Origin of the sequence: Lutibaculum baratangense AMV1 (genome assembly GCF_000496075.1) — a bacterium.
Lineage (GTDB): Bacteria > Pseudomonadota > Alphaproteobacteria > Rhizobiales > Tepidamorphaceae > Lutibaculum > Lutibaculum baratangense.
Genome location: NZ_AWXZ01000013.1, coordinates 244,683 through 260,644, shown reverse-complemented (window position 1 = coordinate 260,644; position 15,962 = coordinate 244,683). Strand labels below are relative to the sequence as shown.

At 69.7% G+C, this 15,962-nt stretch carries 15 protein-coding genes, 1 tRNA gene and 1 pseudogene; 7 read left to right on the top strand and 10 right to left on the bottom strand.

Annotated elements, in window-relative coordinates; all coding sequences use genetic code 11:
* Positions 1 to 346, top strand: a pseudogene (locus tag N177_RS21555) (MFS transporter); the annotation flags it as partial.
* Positions 347 to 348: 2 nt separating this feature from the next.
* Here the strand turns inward: N177_RS21555 and N177_RS20440 are convergent.
* The 6 genes from N177_RS20440 to N177_RS03595 all read right to left on the bottom strand — a co-directional run bounded on the left by N177_RS20440 (position 349) and on the right by N177_RS03595 (position 5,878).
* Entirely contained in the window at positions 349 to 1,179 is an 831-nt protein-coding gene (locus N177_RS20440) for a FadR/GntR family transcriptional regulator (protein WP_160170907.1), read from the bottom strand.
* Positions 1,180 to 1,242: 63 nt separating this feature from the next.
* Positions 1,243 to 2,478 carry an ABC transporter substrate-binding protein gene (locus tag N177_RS03615; protein WP_023430875.1) on the bottom strand — a complete coding sequence of 412 codons (1,236 nt, stop codon included), beginning with the start codon at positions 2,476 to 2,478 and terminating at the stop codon, positions 1,243 to 1,245.
* Positions 2,479 to 2,553: 75 nt separating this feature from the next.
* A complete protein-coding gene (locus N177_RS20435; protein ID WP_023430874.1) occupies positions 2,554 to 3,558 on the bottom strand; it encodes a branched-chain amino acid ABC transporter permease in 1,005 nt (334 codons plus the stop codon).
* A 10-nt stretch (positions 3,559 to 3,568) separates the two neighbouring features.
* Complete coding sequence (locus tag N177_RS03605) at positions 3,569 to 4,444, bottom strand: branched-chain amino acid ABC transporter permease (protein ID WP_023430873.1); 876 nt, start codon at positions 4,442 to 4,444, stop codon at positions 3,569 to 3,571.
* Positions 4,441 to 5,157 (bottom strand): ABC transporter ATP-binding protein, encoded by a 717-nt coding sequence (locus N177_RS03600; RefSeq protein WP_023430872.1) that lies wholly within the window; start codon positions 5,155 to 5,157, stop codon positions 4,441 to 4,443. Before N177_RS03600 ends, N177_RS03605 begins: the two co-directional genes overlap by 4 nt.
* Entirely contained in the window at positions 5,150 to 5,878 is a 729-nt protein-coding gene (locus N177_RS03595) for an ABC transporter ATP-binding protein (RefSeq protein WP_023430871.1), read from the bottom strand. The genes N177_RS03600 and N177_RS03595 overlap by 8 nt, the downstream gene beginning before the upstream one ends.
* 204 nt (positions 5,879 to 6,082) lie before the next feature.
* Between N177_RS03595 and N177_RS03590 the strand changes: the two genes are divergently transcribed.
* A complete protein-coding gene (locus N177_RS03590; RefSeq protein WP_023430870.1) occupies positions 6,083 to 7,375 on the top strand; it encodes an ArgE/DapE family deacylase in 1,293 nt (430 codons plus the stop codon).
* 53 nt (positions 7,376 to 7,428) lie between these two features.
* Positions 7,429 to 8,049, top strand: a complete 621-nt coding sequence (locus N177_RS03585) for a pyridoxamine 5'-phosphate oxidase family protein (RefSeq protein ID WP_023430869.1) — start codon at positions 7,429 to 7,431, stop codon at positions 8,047 to 8,049.
* A 73-nt stretch (positions 8,050 to 8,122) separates the two neighbouring features.
* Here the strand turns inward: N177_RS03585 and N177_RS03580 are convergent, their stop codons facing one another.
* Positions 8,123 to 9,061, bottom strand: a complete 939-nt coding sequence (locus N177_RS03580) for a metallophosphoesterase (RefSeq protein WP_023430868.1) — start codon at positions 9,059 to 9,061, stop codon at positions 8,123 to 8,125.
* A 438-nt stretch (positions 9,062 to 9,499) separates the two neighbouring features.
* Positions 9,500 to 9,592: transfer RNA gene (locus tag N177_RS03575), tRNA-Ser, on the bottom strand.
* Positions 9,593 to 9,990: 398 nt separating this feature from the next.
* Between N177_RS03575 and N177_RS21275 the strand changes: the two genes are divergently transcribed.
* The 4 genes from N177_RS21275 to N177_RS03560 all read left to right on the top strand — a co-directional run bounded on the left by N177_RS21275 (position 9,991) and on the right by N177_RS03560 (position 11,711).
* A complete protein-coding gene (locus N177_RS21275; RefSeq protein ID WP_152527824.1) occupies positions 9,991 to 10,170 on the top strand; it encodes a hypothetical protein in 180 nt (59 codons plus the stop codon).
* Positions 10,167 to 10,412, top strand: a complete 246-nt coding sequence (locus N177_RS03570) for a hypothetical protein (protein WP_023430867.1) — start codon at positions 10,167 to 10,169, stop codon at positions 10,410 to 10,412. The genes N177_RS21275 and N177_RS03570 overlap by 4 nt, the downstream gene beginning before the upstream one ends.
* A gap of 94 nt (positions 10,413 to 10,506) precedes the next feature.
* Complete coding sequence (locus N177_RS03565) at positions 10,507 to 10,926, top strand: hypothetical protein (protein WP_152527823.1); 420 nt, start codon at positions 10,507 to 10,509, stop codon at positions 10,924 to 10,926.
* A 227-nt stretch (positions 10,927 to 11,153) separates the two neighbouring features.
* Complete coding sequence (locus N177_RS03560; protein ID WP_023430865.1) at positions 11,154 to 11,711, top strand: OmpA family protein; 558 nt, start codon at positions 11,154 to 11,156, stop codon at positions 11,709 to 11,711.
* Between the two features lie 47 nt (positions 11,712 to 11,758).
* Here N177_RS03560 and N177_RS03555 read toward each other — a convergent pair whose 3' ends face one another.
* Both N177_RS03555 and putA read right to left on the bottom strand, forming a co-directional pair.
* On the bottom strand, positions 11,759 to 12,004 hold the full coding sequence (locus tag N177_RS03555) for a hypothetical protein (RefSeq protein ID WP_023430864.1): 246 nt from the start codon (positions 12,002 to 12,004) through the stop codon (positions 11,759 to 11,761).
* Between the two features lie 126 nt (positions 12,005 to 12,130).
* Entirely contained in the window at positions 12,131 to 15,772 is a 3,642-nt protein-coding gene (putA, locus tag N177_RS03550) for a bifunctional proline dehydrogenase/L-glutamate gamma-semialdehyde dehydrogenase PutA (protein WP_023430863.1), read from the bottom strand.
* Positions 15,773 to 15,962: the final 190 nt, after the last annotated feature.

Genomic DNA, 15,962 nt, shown 5'->3' with positions numbered 1-15,962 from the left:
CGCGCTCGTCTTCATCGGCGCCGAGGTGGCGCTCGTGCTCGCCCCCGCCTCCGTCGCGCTCGTCTTCTGGATCCTCTTCGCCCTCACCTACAACGCCGTGACGCTGTCCTACGCCCATGTCGCCCGGTCGCAGCCGCTCGACTATGTCGGGCGCTCGAACACGCTGATGAACACCGTGGTGATCCTCGTGACCTTCGCCCTGCAATACGGGCTCGGGCTGTTCCTCTCATGGGCGCGGGACCACATGGCCTCGAACGCCTACACGGTCGCCTTCGCCGTGCTGGTCGCGCTGCAGGTCGGCGCGCTCGCGTGGTGCTGCCTGCGGGGGCGGAGCGGACGCGGCTAAGCTCAGTCGGCGTCCTGCCGGCCGAGCGCGATGTCCTCGAGCGACACGTCGCCATAGACGAGCTGCAGCTGCCGGTGCGCCTGCCCCATGTGCTCCTCCATCAGCGCGGCGGCGGCCTCCCCGTCCCCGCGCCTCAAGGCGGCGACGATCTCGGCGTGGTACCTGCCGTTCTCGTGCGACCACTCGCAGTGCATGTGGTGGCGGGAGCTGTCCCTCGCGGTGGCGTTCACGAGGATGCCGGCCAGGACGTCGATCATCATCTTGAGCAGGGGGTTCGGCGACCGCCCGGCGATCGTCGTGTGGAACTCGAACTCCGCCTCCCGCTGGCGGCGCCGCGTCTCCTGGTCCTCGGCGGGGGCGGCCGAGAGGGCCGCCAGCTCCTCGAGCCTCAGGAAGGTCGCCTCGTCGACATGGCCGACGACGGAGCGCACCAGGCGCACCTCGAAGAAGGTCCTGAGCTCGTAGATGTCGTCGATCGTCACCTTCTCGAAGTAGCAGAAGTTCTGGATCGCCTGCAGCGCCTCCTGCGAGCCGCTGCCCGCGACGACCGGGCCGCCGTTCGGCCCCGTCTTCATCCGCACGAGCCCCTGGACCTCGAGCTCCTTCAGCGCCTCCCGGATCGTCGCCCGGCTGACGCCGAAGCTCTCGATCATCGCCTTCTCGTTCGGAAGGGTGTCGCCGGGGCCGAGGCCGCGCGTGATGATCCACGACCTGATCTCGCCGGCGACGAGGGAGGAGCGCTTCGGCGAGCGGGACAGGAGACGGCTGAGACGGCTCTTCCCGATCCCCTCCCCGGTCCGGGCGTCCGTCCGCGGGCCTCGTCCTCCTGACATCGGGATCGACACCTTCATGGTCGGCGTGCCGGCGGAGCGCCCGCCGGCACGCATGCGCCGCCTCTACTGGGGCTCGGAGGTCGCGACGTTCTCCGGCCAGATCAGCTGGTTCTGGCCTTCCTGGATCTGCGCCACCGGCACCGGGATGAAGTCCGGGCCGGACTGGATCGCGTGGTCGTCGCCGAACTGGAAGCGGCCGAGCAGGCACTCGTAGTCGGTGGCGCCGAGCTTCTCGGCGACGGCCTCGGGGTCGGTGCCGCCGGCCTCGTCGATGGCGCGCAGCGCGATCACCATCGTGCAGTAGGCGTGGGCGTGGCTGTAGTTCGCCGGCACGCCGAAGGCCGCCTCCATCCGGTCGCTGAACTCCTTGTGCGCCGGCGTGATCTCCGGGCTGAACTGCAGCGAGGCCCAGTACATGCCCTCGGCGATGTCGGCCGCCTGCTCCATGAACTCGGGCTTCGTGGGGTAGTAGATCGCCAGATGCGACGCCTCGAGCGCCTGCTCGCCGAGCTGGCGGACGAAGGACACGCCCGACGGCACCACCGTGAAGACGGAGACGAGCACGTCGGGGTCGAGGTCGCGCAGCTTCGACAGCTGGGGATAGAAGTCCGTCGTCGCCGTCGGCACCGTCTCGGTGGCGACGACCGTCCAGCCGTCGCCCTCGAAGAGCTCGCCGATCTTCTCGGCGTTCGCGATCCCGTAGTCGGTGTCCTCGACGACGAAGGCGATCTTCTTGTCGCCCTCGGGGACGACGCCGTTCTCGAATGCCCAGGCATAAAAGTCATGCACGGCAATGCCGTAGCCGTCGCTGTTCCAGTTGCCCTTCCAGTAGAGCTTGAAGCGCTCGGGGTCGGAGAGAACCTTGTCGGCGATGACCGAGCTCACCGGCTCCGAGCTCAGGATCGGCACGTTGTATTGCGGCGCCATCTCCATCAGCGCCAGCGTCACGTGGCTGTGCAGCGTGTCGCCGATGATGAGGTCGGCGGAGTTGCGCGTGATCAGGCGCTGCGCGGCGCTGATGCCGACCTCGGGCTTGGAGTTGGAATCCTCCATCACGAAGTTCACCTGGAAGCGGTTCTCGGTGGCGTAGTCGCCCTGCCCCTCGTTCCACTCCTTCACCGCGAGCTCGAGGCCCTGGCGGTGCGCCTCGCCGGAATTGGCCGCCGGTCCGGTTAGCGGCCCGATGGCGCCGATCGTCACGTCCTCCGCCTGCGCGTGCGCGCCGGTGGCCGCGCCGGCCGCGAGGCCGGCGGAAATGAGGCCCGCCTGGATGAGGCCCCTGGCTGTCAGTCTCGTCATGTCGTTCCACCTCCGGTTCTTGTCTTCGACGTCTCATCCGGCCCGCCGCCTATGGGAGCGGCTGCCGGACAGTCCTCACGTCGCGCCCGCGGTCCCGGGCTCGGCCCGCTCCGCCTTGCGGAGCCGGCCGAGGCGCAGGCCGGCGATGCCGTGCGGCGCGACGAACACGAACACGATGATCACGAGCCCGTAGAGCAGCATGCGGAAGTCGCCGAACTCGCGCAGCACCTCCGACAGGACCGTGAGCAGCAAGGCGCCGGCGATCGGCCCGAAGAAGCGCCCCACGCCGCCGACGATGATCATCGCGAGCAGCGTGATCAGCATCTCTGGGCCGGCCGTCGAGGTCGGCGTCAGGATCATGACGTAATGGGCGTAGACCGCGCCGCTCAAGCCCACCACCGCGGCGCTCACGCCGAAGGCGAAGAGCTTCCACGCGGACAGGCGGATGCCGAGGCTCTCCGCCGCCGTCTCGGAGTCGCGGATCGCGAGGAACGTCAGCCCCGTCCGCGAGGTCAGGAGAAGCAGAAGCGCGAGGTGCACGGCCAGGAAGAACACCGCGGCGAGCGCGAAGGAGCCGACCGCGTTGCCGATGCCGAAGCGCACCGTCATGTCGCCGACCGTGATGGGATCGAAGGGCGGGATGCCCCAGAAGCCGAGCTCGCCCCGCGTGATGTCCTTCAGGTTCGAGAAGACGAGCCGCACGATCTCCGCGAAGGCGAGCGTCACGATCGCGACATGCGGCATCGAGCGGATGCGCAGGATCGGGAAGCCGATGAACACCCCGGCCGCCGCCGCCGAGAGCGCCCCCACCCACACGGTCAGCCACGGGCTGACGCCGCCGTAATAGGCGGTGATCGCCGAGAGATAGGCGCCGATCGCGAAGAAGGCGTGGTGGCCGAGCGTCTTCAGGCCGAGGATCCCGAGCGTGAGGTTCCAGCCGGTCGCGAAGACCGAGAAGATCAGGAACACCGTCAGGATGTGCAGCACGTAGTCGTTGAGCGGCAGGAACGGCACCACGAGGAGCGCCGCCGCCAGGAGCGCCAGGACCAGGAAGGGACGACGGCCGAAGACCTCTGTCATGTGCCCCTCCTCACGCCTCGCGCCCGCTGAACAGGCCGTTCGGTCTCACCCAGATCACGGCGATGAGGAAGGTGAACGCGATCACGTCGCGCCATTCCGTCGGGGCGAAGCCGACGCTGAAGGATTCGATCAGGCCGAGCAGGAAGCCCGCCGCCACCGCCCCGCCGAACGAGCCGAGGCCGCCGAGGATGACGACGGCGAAGCCTTTCAGGAGATACGAGATGCCCATCCACGGGTTCACCGAGATGAGCGGCGACAGGAGGATCGCCCCGGCGCCCGCGAGCACGGCGGAGATGACGAAGACGGAGGTGTGGACGAGGCCCGAGGGGATGCCGACGGCGAGCGCGGCTTCCGCGTCCTGCGCGGTCGCCCGCACGATGCGGCCGAGCTGCGTGCGGTAGAGGATGAGCGCGCAGACGGCCATGATCGCGAGCGCGATCAGGAAGATCGCGATGCGCTGCCACGGCATGCGCAGGTCGCCCAGCACCAGGACGCCCCGGAAGAAGTAGGGCACCGACTGGAAGCGCTCGCCGAAGACGAGCTGCGCGCCGCTCTGCAGGAAGATCGACAGGCCGATCGTCGCGGCGATCACCCGGAACGCCCAGTCCTCGCGCGCGAGCAGCGGCGCGATCGTCACGCGCTGGATGAGCGCGCCGATCGCTCCCACGAGCACGAGCGTCAGGAGCGAGGCGAGGAAGACGTTCCAGCCGAGCGTCACCGCGAAGAAGAACACGAGATAGCCCGCGATCATCAAAAGCTCGCCGTGGGCGAAGTTCAGGACCCTCGTCGTGCCGTAGATGAGCGCGATCCCCGAGCCGATGAGCGCGTAGATCGAGCCCGAGATCAGGCCGTTGATGACGAGTTCGAGGAATCCCGCGACGCTCACGACACGGCCTCCCGCACGCCGAGATAGACGCGCTTCACCTCCGGGTGCTCCAGCATCTCCTCGCCCGAGCCGCTCAGGACCACCCGGCCGCTCTCGAGGAGATAGCCGCGATGGCTCATCGCGAAGGAGAGCTTCGCGTTCTGTTCGTTGAAGAGGATGGCGACCCCCTCCCCGTTGATCATCTTCATGATGGCGAAGACGTTCTTCACCATGGCCGGCGACAGTCCGAGGAACGGCTCGTCCATGAGGAGCACGCGCGGCCTGGCCATCAGGCCGCGGGCGATCGCCACCATCTGCTGCTGGCCGCCGGAGAGCTTCCCCGCCGTCGCGTCGAGATGCGGCCGGATCTCCGGCAGAAGGTCCAGAACCCAGTCGAAGGACCGGTGCGCCTCCGCCGAGGGCCGCGCATAGCCGCCGAGCATGATGTTCTCGCGCACGCTCATGCGCGGGAACAGGCGCCGCCGCTCGAGCACGATGCTCATGCCCCGGCGCGGCCGCACGGTGGCCGACCTGCCCTGCAGCTCCTCCCCGTCGAGCACCACCCGGCCCGAGGACGGCTTCTTCAGCCCCATCGCCGCCTTGAGGACGGTGCTCTTGCCGGAGCCGTTCGGCCCCATGACGGCGACCATCTCGCCCTCGCCCACCTCGATCGACACGTCCCAGAGAACCTGCGTCGCGCCGTAATGGACGTCGATGTTCTCGAGCCTAAGCATCGCCGTCCCCCAGATAGATGCGGCGCACGGCCTCGTGCTCGGCCACCTCGGCCATGGATCCAGTCACGACCACCTCGCCGCGGTTCAGGAAGACGGCGTCGTCCGCGAGGCCGAAGAGCACCTCCATGTTGTGCTCGACGACGACGATCGTGATGCCCCTCTCGTCGCGCAGGCGGCGGATCAGGTCGAGGATCTCCGGGATCGACGGCCTGTCGACGCCGCCCGTCACCTCGTCGAGAAGCAGGAGGCGGGGCTTCGTGGCGAGCGCGCGGGCGAGCTCGAGCCGCTTGCGCTGGCCCGTCGAGAGGGTGCGCGCCGGCTCGTCCATCTTCGGGCCGAGGCCGACGAAGGAGACGTATTCGGCCGCCTCGTCGCGCGCCTCGCGCATCGCAACGCCGCGCGAGACGATCGAGACCATCACGTTCTCTCGCACGGTCAGGCCGACGAAGGGTTGGGTGATCTGGAACGTCCGGGCGATGCCGTCCCTCGAGCGCCGGCTCGGCAGGGCCTTCGTGATGTCGCGGCCGTCGAGCGAGATCGCGCCGGAGGTCGGGTGGACGACGCCGGCGACCGCGTTGAAGAGCGTCGTCTTGCCGGCTCCGTTCGGCCCCAGTATCGCGGTCGTGCGGCCGGGCTCCACGTGAAGGTCGACGCGGTCGAGGGCGACGAGCCCTCCGAACCGGACGGTGACCTGGTTCACGTCGAGGAGATGTTCCGCCATCGAGGCTCCGCCGCTATTGCCGTAGAGGAGGCTACGTGGCCTATTTATGATAATCAATCGACCAGTCGCGCAAATCCGCGGCAAGGTGGGTGCGAGATTTGTGCAGGCGCAGCCCTATCGTCGATGCCATGCTGTCGTGACCCGTCCGGGGCCGGTGCCGGCGCGGCCGCCCGCCATTCCCTGAAAACAGCGAAGGTCCGATCCATGACTCCGACAGCCGAGACGCGCCGCGACATCGCCCGGGCGGTCGAGGAGGGCTTTAAGGCGCAGCTCGATTTCACCCGGCAGCTCGTCGGCTTCCGCAGCGAGCGGGGCGAGGAGCACGCGGTGCAGGACTTCCTGTTCCGCGCGCTCGGCGAGCGCGGTTATGCCCGCGACCGCTTCGCCATGGACCGGCAGGCGATCGAGAGCCACCCCGGCGGCTCCCCGTGGTCGGACACCCATTCCGAGGCGCCGATCGTCGTCGGCATCCATCGCCCGCGCGAGGAGACCGGCCGCTCGCTGATCCTGCAGTCGCATCTCGACGTCGTGCCCGCCGGCCCCGCCTCGATGTGGCAGAGCCCGCCTTACGAGGCGCGGATCGAGGGCGACTGGATGTACGGGCGCGGCGCCGCCGACATGAAGGCCGGCGCGGCGGCGAACATCTTCGCGCTCGACGCGCTCGGGCGCATCGGCCTGCAGCCGGCGGCGACGGTCTACGTCCAGTCCGTGGTCGAGGAGGAATCGACCGGCAACGGCGCGCTGATGACCCATCTGCGCGGCTACCGCGCCGACGCCGTGCTGATCCCCGAGCCCGAGGACGAGATGCTGGTGCGGGCGAACACCGGCGTCGTCTGGTTCCAGGTCGAGGTCTCGGGGCTTCCCGTCCACGTCCGCGACATGGGCAGCGGCACGAACGCGATCGACGCCGCCTACCGGCTGATCGGCGCGCTGCGCGACCTCGAAGCGCGGTGGAACGAGGCGAAGGCCGGCCACCCGCATTTCGAGCATCTCGACCACCCGATCAACCTGAACATCGGCAAGATCGAGGGCGGTGACTGGGCCTCGTCCGTCCCCTGCTGGTGCCGCATCGACTGCCGAATCGCGATCTATCCCGGCACGGACGCGGGCGAGGCCGCGCGCGAGATCCGGCAATGCGTCGAGGGCTTCTCGCGCACCGACCCCTATCTGTCGAATAACCCGCCGAAGGTCACCTTCAACGGCTTCCATGCCGAGGGCTACGTGCTCGAGCCGGGCTCGGAGGCGGAGGCCGTGCTCGGCCGCGCGCACGAGGAGACCTTCGGCGCGGCGCTGAAGAGCTTTACGACGCCCGGCTATCTCGACACCCGCGTCTACGCCCTCTACGACCGCGTCCCGGCGCTCTGCTACGGCCCCGTCTCCCGCAACATCCACGGCTTCGACGAATGCGTCAGCCTCTCCTCGGTGAAGCGCATCACGACGGCGATGGCGCTCTTCGTGGCCGAATGGTGCGGCCTCGAGGCCGTGGAGGGAAGCTGAGGCCGCATCACCCGTCCACGGATCCTCGGAGAAAGCCGAAAGGAACGACGCCCATGACGAGCCACCGCATCACGACGGCCGAGGAGCTCTCCGAGATCTACGGGGAGCCGGCCATCGCCGCCCTGAAGAAGGAGCTTACGGCGCTCACGCCCGGCTACCGTGCGATGATCGAGGCCTCGCCCTTCGTCGCGCTCGCCACCTCGTCCCCGGAGGACGGGATCGACTGCTCGCCCCGCGGCGATCCGGCGGGCTTCGTCCACATCGCCGACGAGCGCACGATCATGCTGCCCGACCGGCCGGGCAACCGGCGGATCGACACGCTGCGCAACATCCTCGTCGACCCGCGCATCGCGCTCCTCTTCCTCATTCCGGGCCTCGGCGAGACGCTGCGCATCAACGGGCGCGCCGAGATCTCCAGGGATCCCGAGATTCTCGCCCGCTTCGAGATGAACGGCAGGCTGCCGATCACCGTCCTCGTCGTCCATGTCGAGAAGGTCTTCTTCCAGTGCTCGAAGGCGATCATCCGCTCGAAGCTCTGGGACCCCGCGATGCACGTGTCCCGCGGCAGCCTGCCGACGGCCGGCAAGCTCCTCGAGGAGGCGACGCAGGCGGAGATGCTCGCCGCCGAGTACGACCCCTGGCTCGAGGAGCGCATCAAGCAGACCCTCTACTGAAACGAGGGCCTGCTCCGGCCGGGCACGCCACGCTCAGGCGTGCCCGGGCGCGCGGATCGGGAGGGAGACCCGGTCAGGCGGGGATCCCGTGGACCCGGACCCGGTCGGGAGAGAGCGACGTCTCGCCCGGATCGAGTTCGTACGTGACCAGCGGCCCCTCCTTGCCCGCCGAATAGTCGAGGCACAACGCGTTCGGGCCCTGCAGGACCGGCGCTCCGCTCAGCCAGTAGTGACCGAAGAACACTGGTCTTTCGTGCGAGGGATAGATCTGCGCCATCAGGCTGCCGGGTAGCCGCACATCGGGCAGATCGTCGAGACGGGGCACGGAGATCGCGACGTCGCGCCAGGTCACGGCGCGCGCATTCCACCATTGCAGCCGGACGTGATCACGCTCCGTCCCGTCCTTGTCCCTGAACGAGAAACCGTCGGGCAGGCGGAGTTCCGGGCCCTTCGTGACTTCCTCGGCGAGGCGGTGAAGCTCGTCGGCCGGATCGGCGGCACGGATGACCTGCTCCTCCGACAGCACACCGTTCGGGACCAGGGCGTTCAACCGGTCGATCGAGGGGCCGATCCAGCAGGCATGGACGGCTCGGAAGCCCTCCGCCTCGAGGAACAGCGGCAGGGTGCGCATCCAGGACAGCGCCTCGCGTGTTTCGCTGGCGCCGATCGGGAACTCCGCCAGGAAGCTCCCGTGCTGGCGCAGGTTCTTGTCGGAATGGGCGCGGAGGGGGCGCCCCGACTCCGGGTTAACGGTATGGAAATGGAGGGCGTTCAGCTCGTGATTGCCCATGATCGCGCGCGCCTTGCCGCTGTCGACGAGGTCGCGCACGAGGCGAATGACCGCCCGGTTCTCCGGCCCCCGATCGATGAAGTCTCCCAGGAAGACGATCGTCCGCTCCGGGTCCGGATGGGTCCAGCCCGCGGGGCGACGGCGCCAGCCGAGGGCGTCGAGGGCTGTCCGGAGCTTGGCGATCTGACCGTGGATGTCGGGGATGACGTCGATTGTTCCCATGCGATGTCCTTCGATCCGTCGGTATCGGCTCCTGCGTCGCAAGTGCCCGCTGGTCACATCGGGCTTCGCGCGAGGGTGACGAGGGCACTCGCACGCGCGCCCGAGACGTACGGTCCGCGCAGCCGGACGGCAATGGTCCACGTCATTCGCCCCCGCAACCATCCGCGTCCCTCCGGGTGTCGCGTGCCCCGATTCGGGCGGGAGCCGCGAGCGGGAAAGGGCCTGGAGGCTGGAAACTCGGCCAGCGGAAAGCGGCGACCACGAGATCGAAGCGATCTCACGACGCCACCGTTCGGCCGAACAGGAAAGAAGCCTCATCCGGCATCCGGAACGGACCCGGCGCTCGGCCTCGGACGGTCGCGACGGGCGGGTGGAGAGGCCTTGCGATCCCCGCGATCCGCAGCACGACAGCGGCTGCCGCCTTCGATGGATTGAAGCTGGCGGAGACGGAGGGATTCGAACCCTCGAGACGGGTTTACCCCGCCTAACGGTTTAGCAAACCGCCGCCTTCGACCACTCGGCCACGTCTCCGTTGGGCGATTGCCTATAGAAACCGGAGCTTCCGGTCAATGCGTCACATACGCGATGACGGCCCGCCAGGAACATCGACACGGGCTTCCCCGGGGAGGAAGACAGCACAGTAACGACCACCCCGTTCGTGGCCCACTCGCTTGCCCCTGCGACGGATGCCTGCTCCGAACCCGCAGGATCGGCACCCCGCATCTCTGTCGACCCACGCGCGCTTACAGAAGGCGGGTCAGAAACAATCGATGACGCGGGCAATCTCTTGAGTATAGTTCACCGCTCAGGGTTAGGGGAGAAGACCAATTTCGGATGGAAGGAACAACTTTGGACTGGCGCCAGCGCAGCGCCGCACTGCAGCCAGCATCCTCAACGATTCGAGGCAGGACATCTGCCGGAAGAAGACGGTGGACGACAGGGTTCTGGCAAGCGTGACACATGCTGCGAGCGCCTCTGTTTCACGTTGCGGAGCCATCAATTCACGTTACGGCATCAATGTTGCCGCAGGCGTGACGCAGATAATGGAGGTGATCGACAGCCCGGAAATCGACGTGACGATGGAGCGGATCCACGGAGGCGGGTCATGAGCACGGTCGTCTACGGCTACGTGATCTGCAGCCCGTCCACACCACTATCGGCCTGCACTCACACATTCGGGCGCACGATGCGCGAAGCATGGTCGCGGCACATAGGCAACAACGGGCTCGAGCCCTGGCTCGACCAGGCGACGATCATCGAGCAAAAGACGCAGGAGGGGTGGCGGCCGATGCCCGCGAGCCTCACCATCACTTCGCAACCGGGCGAAGAAGACTTGGGAGAGAGAGGATGAGCGAGGCAGGCTCGGATCGCTTCGGCGGCGGGGCCATCACCCCGGTGCTCACTGTCCGCACACTGCCAAGGGGAGAAGACCGATCTCGGATGAAGTGAACGACGCTGCGCGGCCGACACCGCAACACGAAGCCGTGGCGAGCATCCTCGAAGCACACGCGCAGCAGATCGATCGTACGCTCAGGCAGGCGCTGGGAAGACAGGTGCCGATGTGCATCGTGACCTGGGGCGACACGGCCGGGTTCGTCACCAACGCGAGCCGGGAGGAAATGCAGGCCGCCATGCACGATCGGCTCGGCGGGAAGGACACGCCGGAAAGACGGGCACTGGCCGCCGTGCTCGACGCGCCCCGGGCCTACGCCCCGCCAGACGGGATAAGCGGAGACGAGGCCATGTCCAGGGTCCTGGAGGCAGTCGACAACCCCGTCATCAATGCAGCAACGGGCCATCATGTCGGCCGGGACCCGGAGGCTACGGCAGGCAAGTCAGAACCTCGGAAGTCAGCGCGTGATTGACAGATCTGAAGGATCCGCGGCCGCGCGAGAGACGGCCCGACAGTCTCGAAGTCCCGGAAGACGGTCGGCATCGGGCTGAAACCCCGCGTCAACTGCTCACGTCGCGCGATGCGCGGGCGGGGCTGCGGGCGAAGCGCCGCGCCGCCCTTCATGCGGCCACCGTTCAGCCAACCTTCATGATCGTTCGGGCACCAGGAAGGCGTCGTCCCGCCACCTGGAGAACGCCCATGAATCGCCGCTTCTTCCTCGCGGGTGCCGCCCTCGCCGTCACGGCTCCGGGCCTCGCCTTCGCCCAGGACCGCAACGCACCCTCCGCGGCCCAGATCATGCGACAGCTCGAGGCCGCGCCGCGCGGGCGCGTCCGCCCCGAGGAGCGCGTGACGGTGGAGGAGTTCCGCCGCCGGCCCGATCTGCGCCGGAGCGCGCCCTCGATCGACATCCAGGCGATCAACTTCCACTTCGGCTCGGCCGAGATCCCTCGCTCGGAGTACCGGAAGGTGCGCGAGATCGCCGACGCGCTGAGCCGGATCGGGCGCCGCCGCCGCGGCGCGCGGTTCCTCCTCGAGGGCCACACCGACGCCGTCGGCTCACGCGAATCGAACCAGGTCCTCTCCGAGCGCCGGGCCGCGTCGCTGAAGCGCGTCCTCGTCGCAGAGTTCGGCATCTCGCCGCGGATCATCGAGACGGTGGGCTACGGCGAGGACTTCCTGCTGGTCGACACGCCGAGGGAGGAGTGGCGGAACCGCCGCGTCACGATCCGGCGGATCGACGAGTTCGTCCGCTGACCCGACGGGCGGGCGCGGCGGGAGGCGGGCTTTCTCAGCCCGCCTCGTCAGCGCGGGCCCGTGGCGCGCAGCGCCGGCGCCCGGAGACGGCCCGTGTCCAGCATCGCCCGGCGGGCCGGCGCGCGCTTCGGGCCGGTGTCACGGCTCTCGGTCCGCGGCCGCTCCACCACGTAGTTCGCGTCGGCATACCACGCGCGCGCCTCGCGGGCGCAGCGCTGGTAGGCGAGCCACGCGAAGGTGGCGAAGAGCCCCACGAGGGCGATCGCGACGATAGAAGTGGGATCTGGGTACACGCGGCACCTCTTCAGTTGGCCATCTCACGTTCCCCGTGGATTGGCAACGCGCCAGCCGCGATTTGTTTCCCGTGCGGCGGGCGGACGAAGCGGGCCCGCCCGTCCCGGCCCCTGTCGGAACAGGGCCTATTCCACCGCCGCGAAGAGCGTCGTGTTGCCGCCCGCCGCCGTCGTGTCGATGCAGATCGCCCGCTCGTGATAGTAGGCTGCGGGGGCGATCACCGCGTCGATCACCGGCACGATCGGGCCCTTGCGGCCGCTCAAGGCCCGGCGCGCCGCCTTCAGGGCCTCGCCCGGCCCCGCCAGCGCCACCGCGTCGAGCGGCAGCTCCTTTAGGAGGCCTGGATCGAGCGCGCCGTCGACGGCCCTCAGCGGCGCCTTCGCCTCCTTCAGGGCGGCGAGCGCGCCGGTCGCGCCCGGCGCCACCGCGACGACCTCGTTGCCGGCCGCCAGCGCCTGAACGGCCTGGGCGAGCAGCGTCTCGGGATCCGGCCCCAGGCAGAGCACGCGCCCGCGCGGCACCATCAGGAGCCTGTTCGATTCCCCCGTCGGCCCCGGCAGGTCGACCGGTCCCTGGTCGATTGCGGCGGCAGCCGACATCGCCGCCGCGGCCCGCCCCCGCAGCGCCTGGCGCAGGGCGGAGATCCGGTCGGGGCGGGCGGCCCAGGCGGCTCCGTCGAGCGTCGCCGAGGCCTCCCGCACGGCGGAGGCGTCGGCTGCCGCCGCCTCGAGCCGGGCTGTCCCGTGACCGGCCGTCCGCAGCATGAAGCGCGGCAGGTAGTTGGGGCCGCCGGCCTTCGGCCCCGTGCCGGAGAGCCCCTCGCCGCCGAAGGGCTGCGAGCCGACCACGGCGCCGATCTGGTTGCGGTTCACGTAGACGTTGCCGACATGGATGCGGTCGACGAGCCGCTGCACGCGCGCGTCGACGCGGGTGTGGACGCCGAAGGTCAGGCCGTAGCCCTTCGCGTTGACGGCGTCGACGACCCGGTCGAGCTCGTCCGCCCGGAAGCGGGCGACGTGCAGCACCGGCCCGAACACCTCGCGCTCCATCTCCTCGATGCCCGACAGGCGGAAGACGTGGGGGGCGACGAAGAGCCCGTCGGCCGGCTCGTCGAGCGCGGCCATGAGCCGGCCCTGCGCCTCCATCTCGCGGCAGTAGCCGGAAATGCCGTCGCGCGCCTCCTGGTCGATCACCGGCCCCACGTCGGTCGAGAGCTGCCAGGGGTCGCCGAGCTTCAGCGTCTCCATCGCGCCGAACAGCATCTCCAGGAACCGCTCCTCGACGTCGGCCTGCACGTAGAGCATGCGGAGCGCCGAGCAGCGCTGGCCGGCCGACTGGAAGGACGAGGCGAGGATGTCGCGCACCGCCTGCTCGGGCAGCGCGGTCGAATCGACGATCATCGCGTTGAGCCCGCCCGTCTCGGCGATCAGCACGGCGTCGGGCCGCGCCGTCTCGGCGAGCTGGCGGTTGATCGCCTGCGCGACCTCGGTCGACCCGGTGAAGCAGACGCCGGCGAGCCGCGGCTCCGCCGTCAGCTTCCGCCCGACGCTCGGCCCGTCGCCCGGCAGGAGGTGCAGCACCTCGCGCGGCACGCCCGCCTCGTGGAGAAGCTCGACCGCCCGCGCCGCGATCAGCGGGGTCTGCTCCGCAGGCTTCGCCAGCACCGCGTTGCCCGTCACGAGCGCGGCAGCGACCTGTCCCGTGAAGATCGCGAGCGGGAAGTTCCACGGCGAGATGCACACGAAGGTGCCGCGCGGCTTCGCGTCGGCCGGCAGCTCGCGCGCCTGCAGCGCGTAGTAGCGCAGGAAGTCGACCGCCTCGCGCACCTCGGCCACGCCGTCGAGCAGGATCTTGCCGGCCTCCCGGCCCGCGAGCGCCATGAACTCCTCCGCCGTCTCCTCGTAGAGGTCGGCCGCCCGCTCGAGGATCGCCGCCCGCTCCTCGGCCGGCCGCGCGCCCCAGGGGCCCTGCGCCGCTTCCGCCGCGTCGAAGGCCGCGCGGATGTCGGCTTCCGTCGCGTCCTCGACCGTGCCGACGAGGTCGTCGAGCCGCGCCGGATTGCGCACGTCGTGCCTCGCCCGCTCGCCCCCGCCCCCCGAAATTGTCGGCGCGGCGTGCCAGCGATGGGCGGCGAAGCGCCCGCGTACCGCGTCGATCCGCTCGATGGTCACGGGGTCGGTCAGGTCCCAGCCCTTCGCGCCTTTCCGCCGGGGGCCGAAGATCTCGGCCGGCAGCGGGATCGCCGGGTTGCGGTGGCCGCCATGCGCCTCGACCGTCGCGAACGGGTCGCGGGCGATCGCCTCCGGGGCCACGTCCTCGTCGACGATCTGGTGCACGAAGGACGAGTTCGCGCCGTTCTCGAGCAGCCGCCGCACGAGATAGGCGAGGAGGTCGCGGTGCGCCCCGACCGGCGCGTAGATCCGGCAGCGCGTGCCGTCGCGCCGCAGCACCGTGTCGTGCAGCGCCTCGCCCATGCCGTGCAGGCGCTGGAACTCGAAGCTGCGCCCGTCCAGGCCCTCGGCCAGCGCCAGCACGGCGGCGACGGTGTGGGCGTTGTGGGTCGCGAATTGCGGGTAGATCCGGTCCGTCCGGTCGAGCAGCAGCCGCGCGCAGGCGATGTAGCTCACGTCCGAATGCGCCTTGCGGGTGAACACCGGATAGCCCGGCAGGCCCAGAACCTGCGCCCGCTTGATCTCGGTGTCCCAGTAGGCGCCCTTGACGAGCCGCACCATGATGCGCCGGTCGAGCCGCTCGGCCAGCGCGTGGAGCCAGTCGATCGCGTGCGCCGTGCGCTGGCCGTAGGCCTGCACGACGACGCCGAAGCCGTCCCAGCCGCGCAGCGAGGGATCCGACAGCACCCGCTCGATCACGTCGAGCGAGAGGTCGAGCCGGTCGGCCTCCTCGGCGTCGATGTTGAAGCCCATCGAAGCGGCCTTCGCGGCCTGCGCGAGCTGGAGCGTGCGCGAGACGAGCACCGGCAGCATCTCGTCGCGCTTGGCGAACTCGTAGCGCGGGTGGAGCGCGGAGAGCTTCACCGAGATGCCGGGGTTCTCGCGGATGTCGTTCGAATTCGCCTGCGTGGCGAGCGCCGCGATCGCCTGCGCGTAGGCGCCGTGGTAGCGCTGCGCGTCGGCCTCCGTCTTCGCGCCCTCCCCGAGCATGTCGTAGGAATAGGTGTAGCCGCGCTTCACCATGGCCTGGCCGCGGCGCATCGCCTCCTCGATGTTGCGGCCGAGCACGAACTGCGCGCCCATCTCGCGCATCGCGCGCGCGACCGCCGTGCGCACCACGGGCTCGCCCAGCCGGCGCACCATGCCGCGCAGCGCGCCGACGACGCCCGGCTCCTCCGTCTCGTCGATCACCCGGCCGGTCAGCATCAGCGCCCAGGTCGAGGCGTTGACGAGCGACGAGCTCGCCTGGCCCAGATGGGAGCCCCAGTCGTGCGGGCTGATCTTGTCCTGGATCAGGTCGTCGATCGTCTCCGCGTCCGGCACGCGCAACAGCGCCTCGGCGAGGCACATCAGCGCCACGCCCTCCTTCGTGGAGAGCCCGTACTCGGCGAGGAACTCCTCCATCAGGCCCGGCCGGGCGGCGCCCCGCACCTCGCGCACGAGATCGGCCGCGCGGGCGGAGATCGCCGCGCGCGCGTCGGCGGGCAGCCTCGCCTGCTCCACGAGGCGCGCCATCGCCGCCGCCTCGTCCTCGAGATAGGCCGCGCGAAGCCGGCGGCGCGAGGCTGCGAGGGAATCCGGGGTCTTCTGATCCATGGCGAACCACCTGGGCACGAAGCGACGCGCGATGCCGTCGCGGGCTAGTCTCGTGCCTCAGTCCTACGAGGTTACGGCGCATGGCCGCAAGCGGTCGCGCGAGGCACCGTACGCCACATGATGCCGTCGAATTTTTCGGCTATGGGTATCGCCTCGGCGGGAACGTCCGCCGCGCGGCATCGGACACAGA

What these genes read in the sequence shown, in the direction of transcription:
- N177_RS03600 (WP_023430872.1), bottom strand. Translation starts at nt 5,157, where the DNA reads ATGCTTAGGCTCGAGAACATCGACGTCCATTACGGCGCGACGCAGGTT.
- N177_RS03590 (WP_023430870.1), top strand. Translation starts at nt 6,083, where the DNA reads ATGACTCCGACAGCCGAGACGCGCCGCGACATCGCCCGGGCGGTCGAG.
- N177_RS03560 (WP_023430865.1), top strand. Translation starts at nt 11,154, where the DNA reads ATGAATCGCCGCTTCTTCCTCGCGGGTGCCGCCCTCGCCGTCACGGCT.
- putA (WP_023430863.1), bottom strand. Translation starts at nt 15,772, where the DNA reads ATGGATCAGAAGACCCCGGATTCCCTCGCAGCCTCGCGCCGCCGGCTT.
- N177_RS03585 (WP_023430869.1), top strand. Translation starts at nt 7,429, where the DNA reads ATGACGAGCCACCGCATCACGACGGCCGAGGAGCTCTCCGAGATCTAC.
- N177_RS03595 (WP_023430871.1), bottom strand. Translation starts at nt 5,878, where the DNA reads ATGGCGGAACATCTCCTCGACGTGAACCAGGTCACCGTCCGGTTCGGA.
- N177_RS20440 (WP_160170907.1), bottom strand. Translation starts at nt 1,179, where the DNA reads ATGTCAGGAGGACGAGGCCCGCGGACGGACGCCCGGACCGGGGAGGGG.
- N177_RS20435 (WP_023430874.1), bottom strand. Translation starts at nt 3,558, where the DNA reads ATGACAGAGGTCTTCGGCCGTCGTCCCTTCCTGGTCCTGGCGCTCCTG.
- N177_RS03580 (WP_023430868.1), bottom strand. Translation starts at nt 9,061, where the DNA reads ATGGGAACAATCGACGTCATCCCCGACATCCACGGTCAGATCGCCAAG.
- N177_RS03570 (WP_023430867.1), top strand. Translation starts at nt 10,167, where the DNA reads ATGAGCACGGTCGTCTACGGCTACGTGATCTGCAGCCCGTCCACACCA.
- N177_RS03615 (WP_023430875.1), bottom strand. Translation starts at nt 2,478, where the DNA reads ATGACGAGACTGACAGCCAGGGGCCTCATCCAGGCGGGCCTCATTTCC.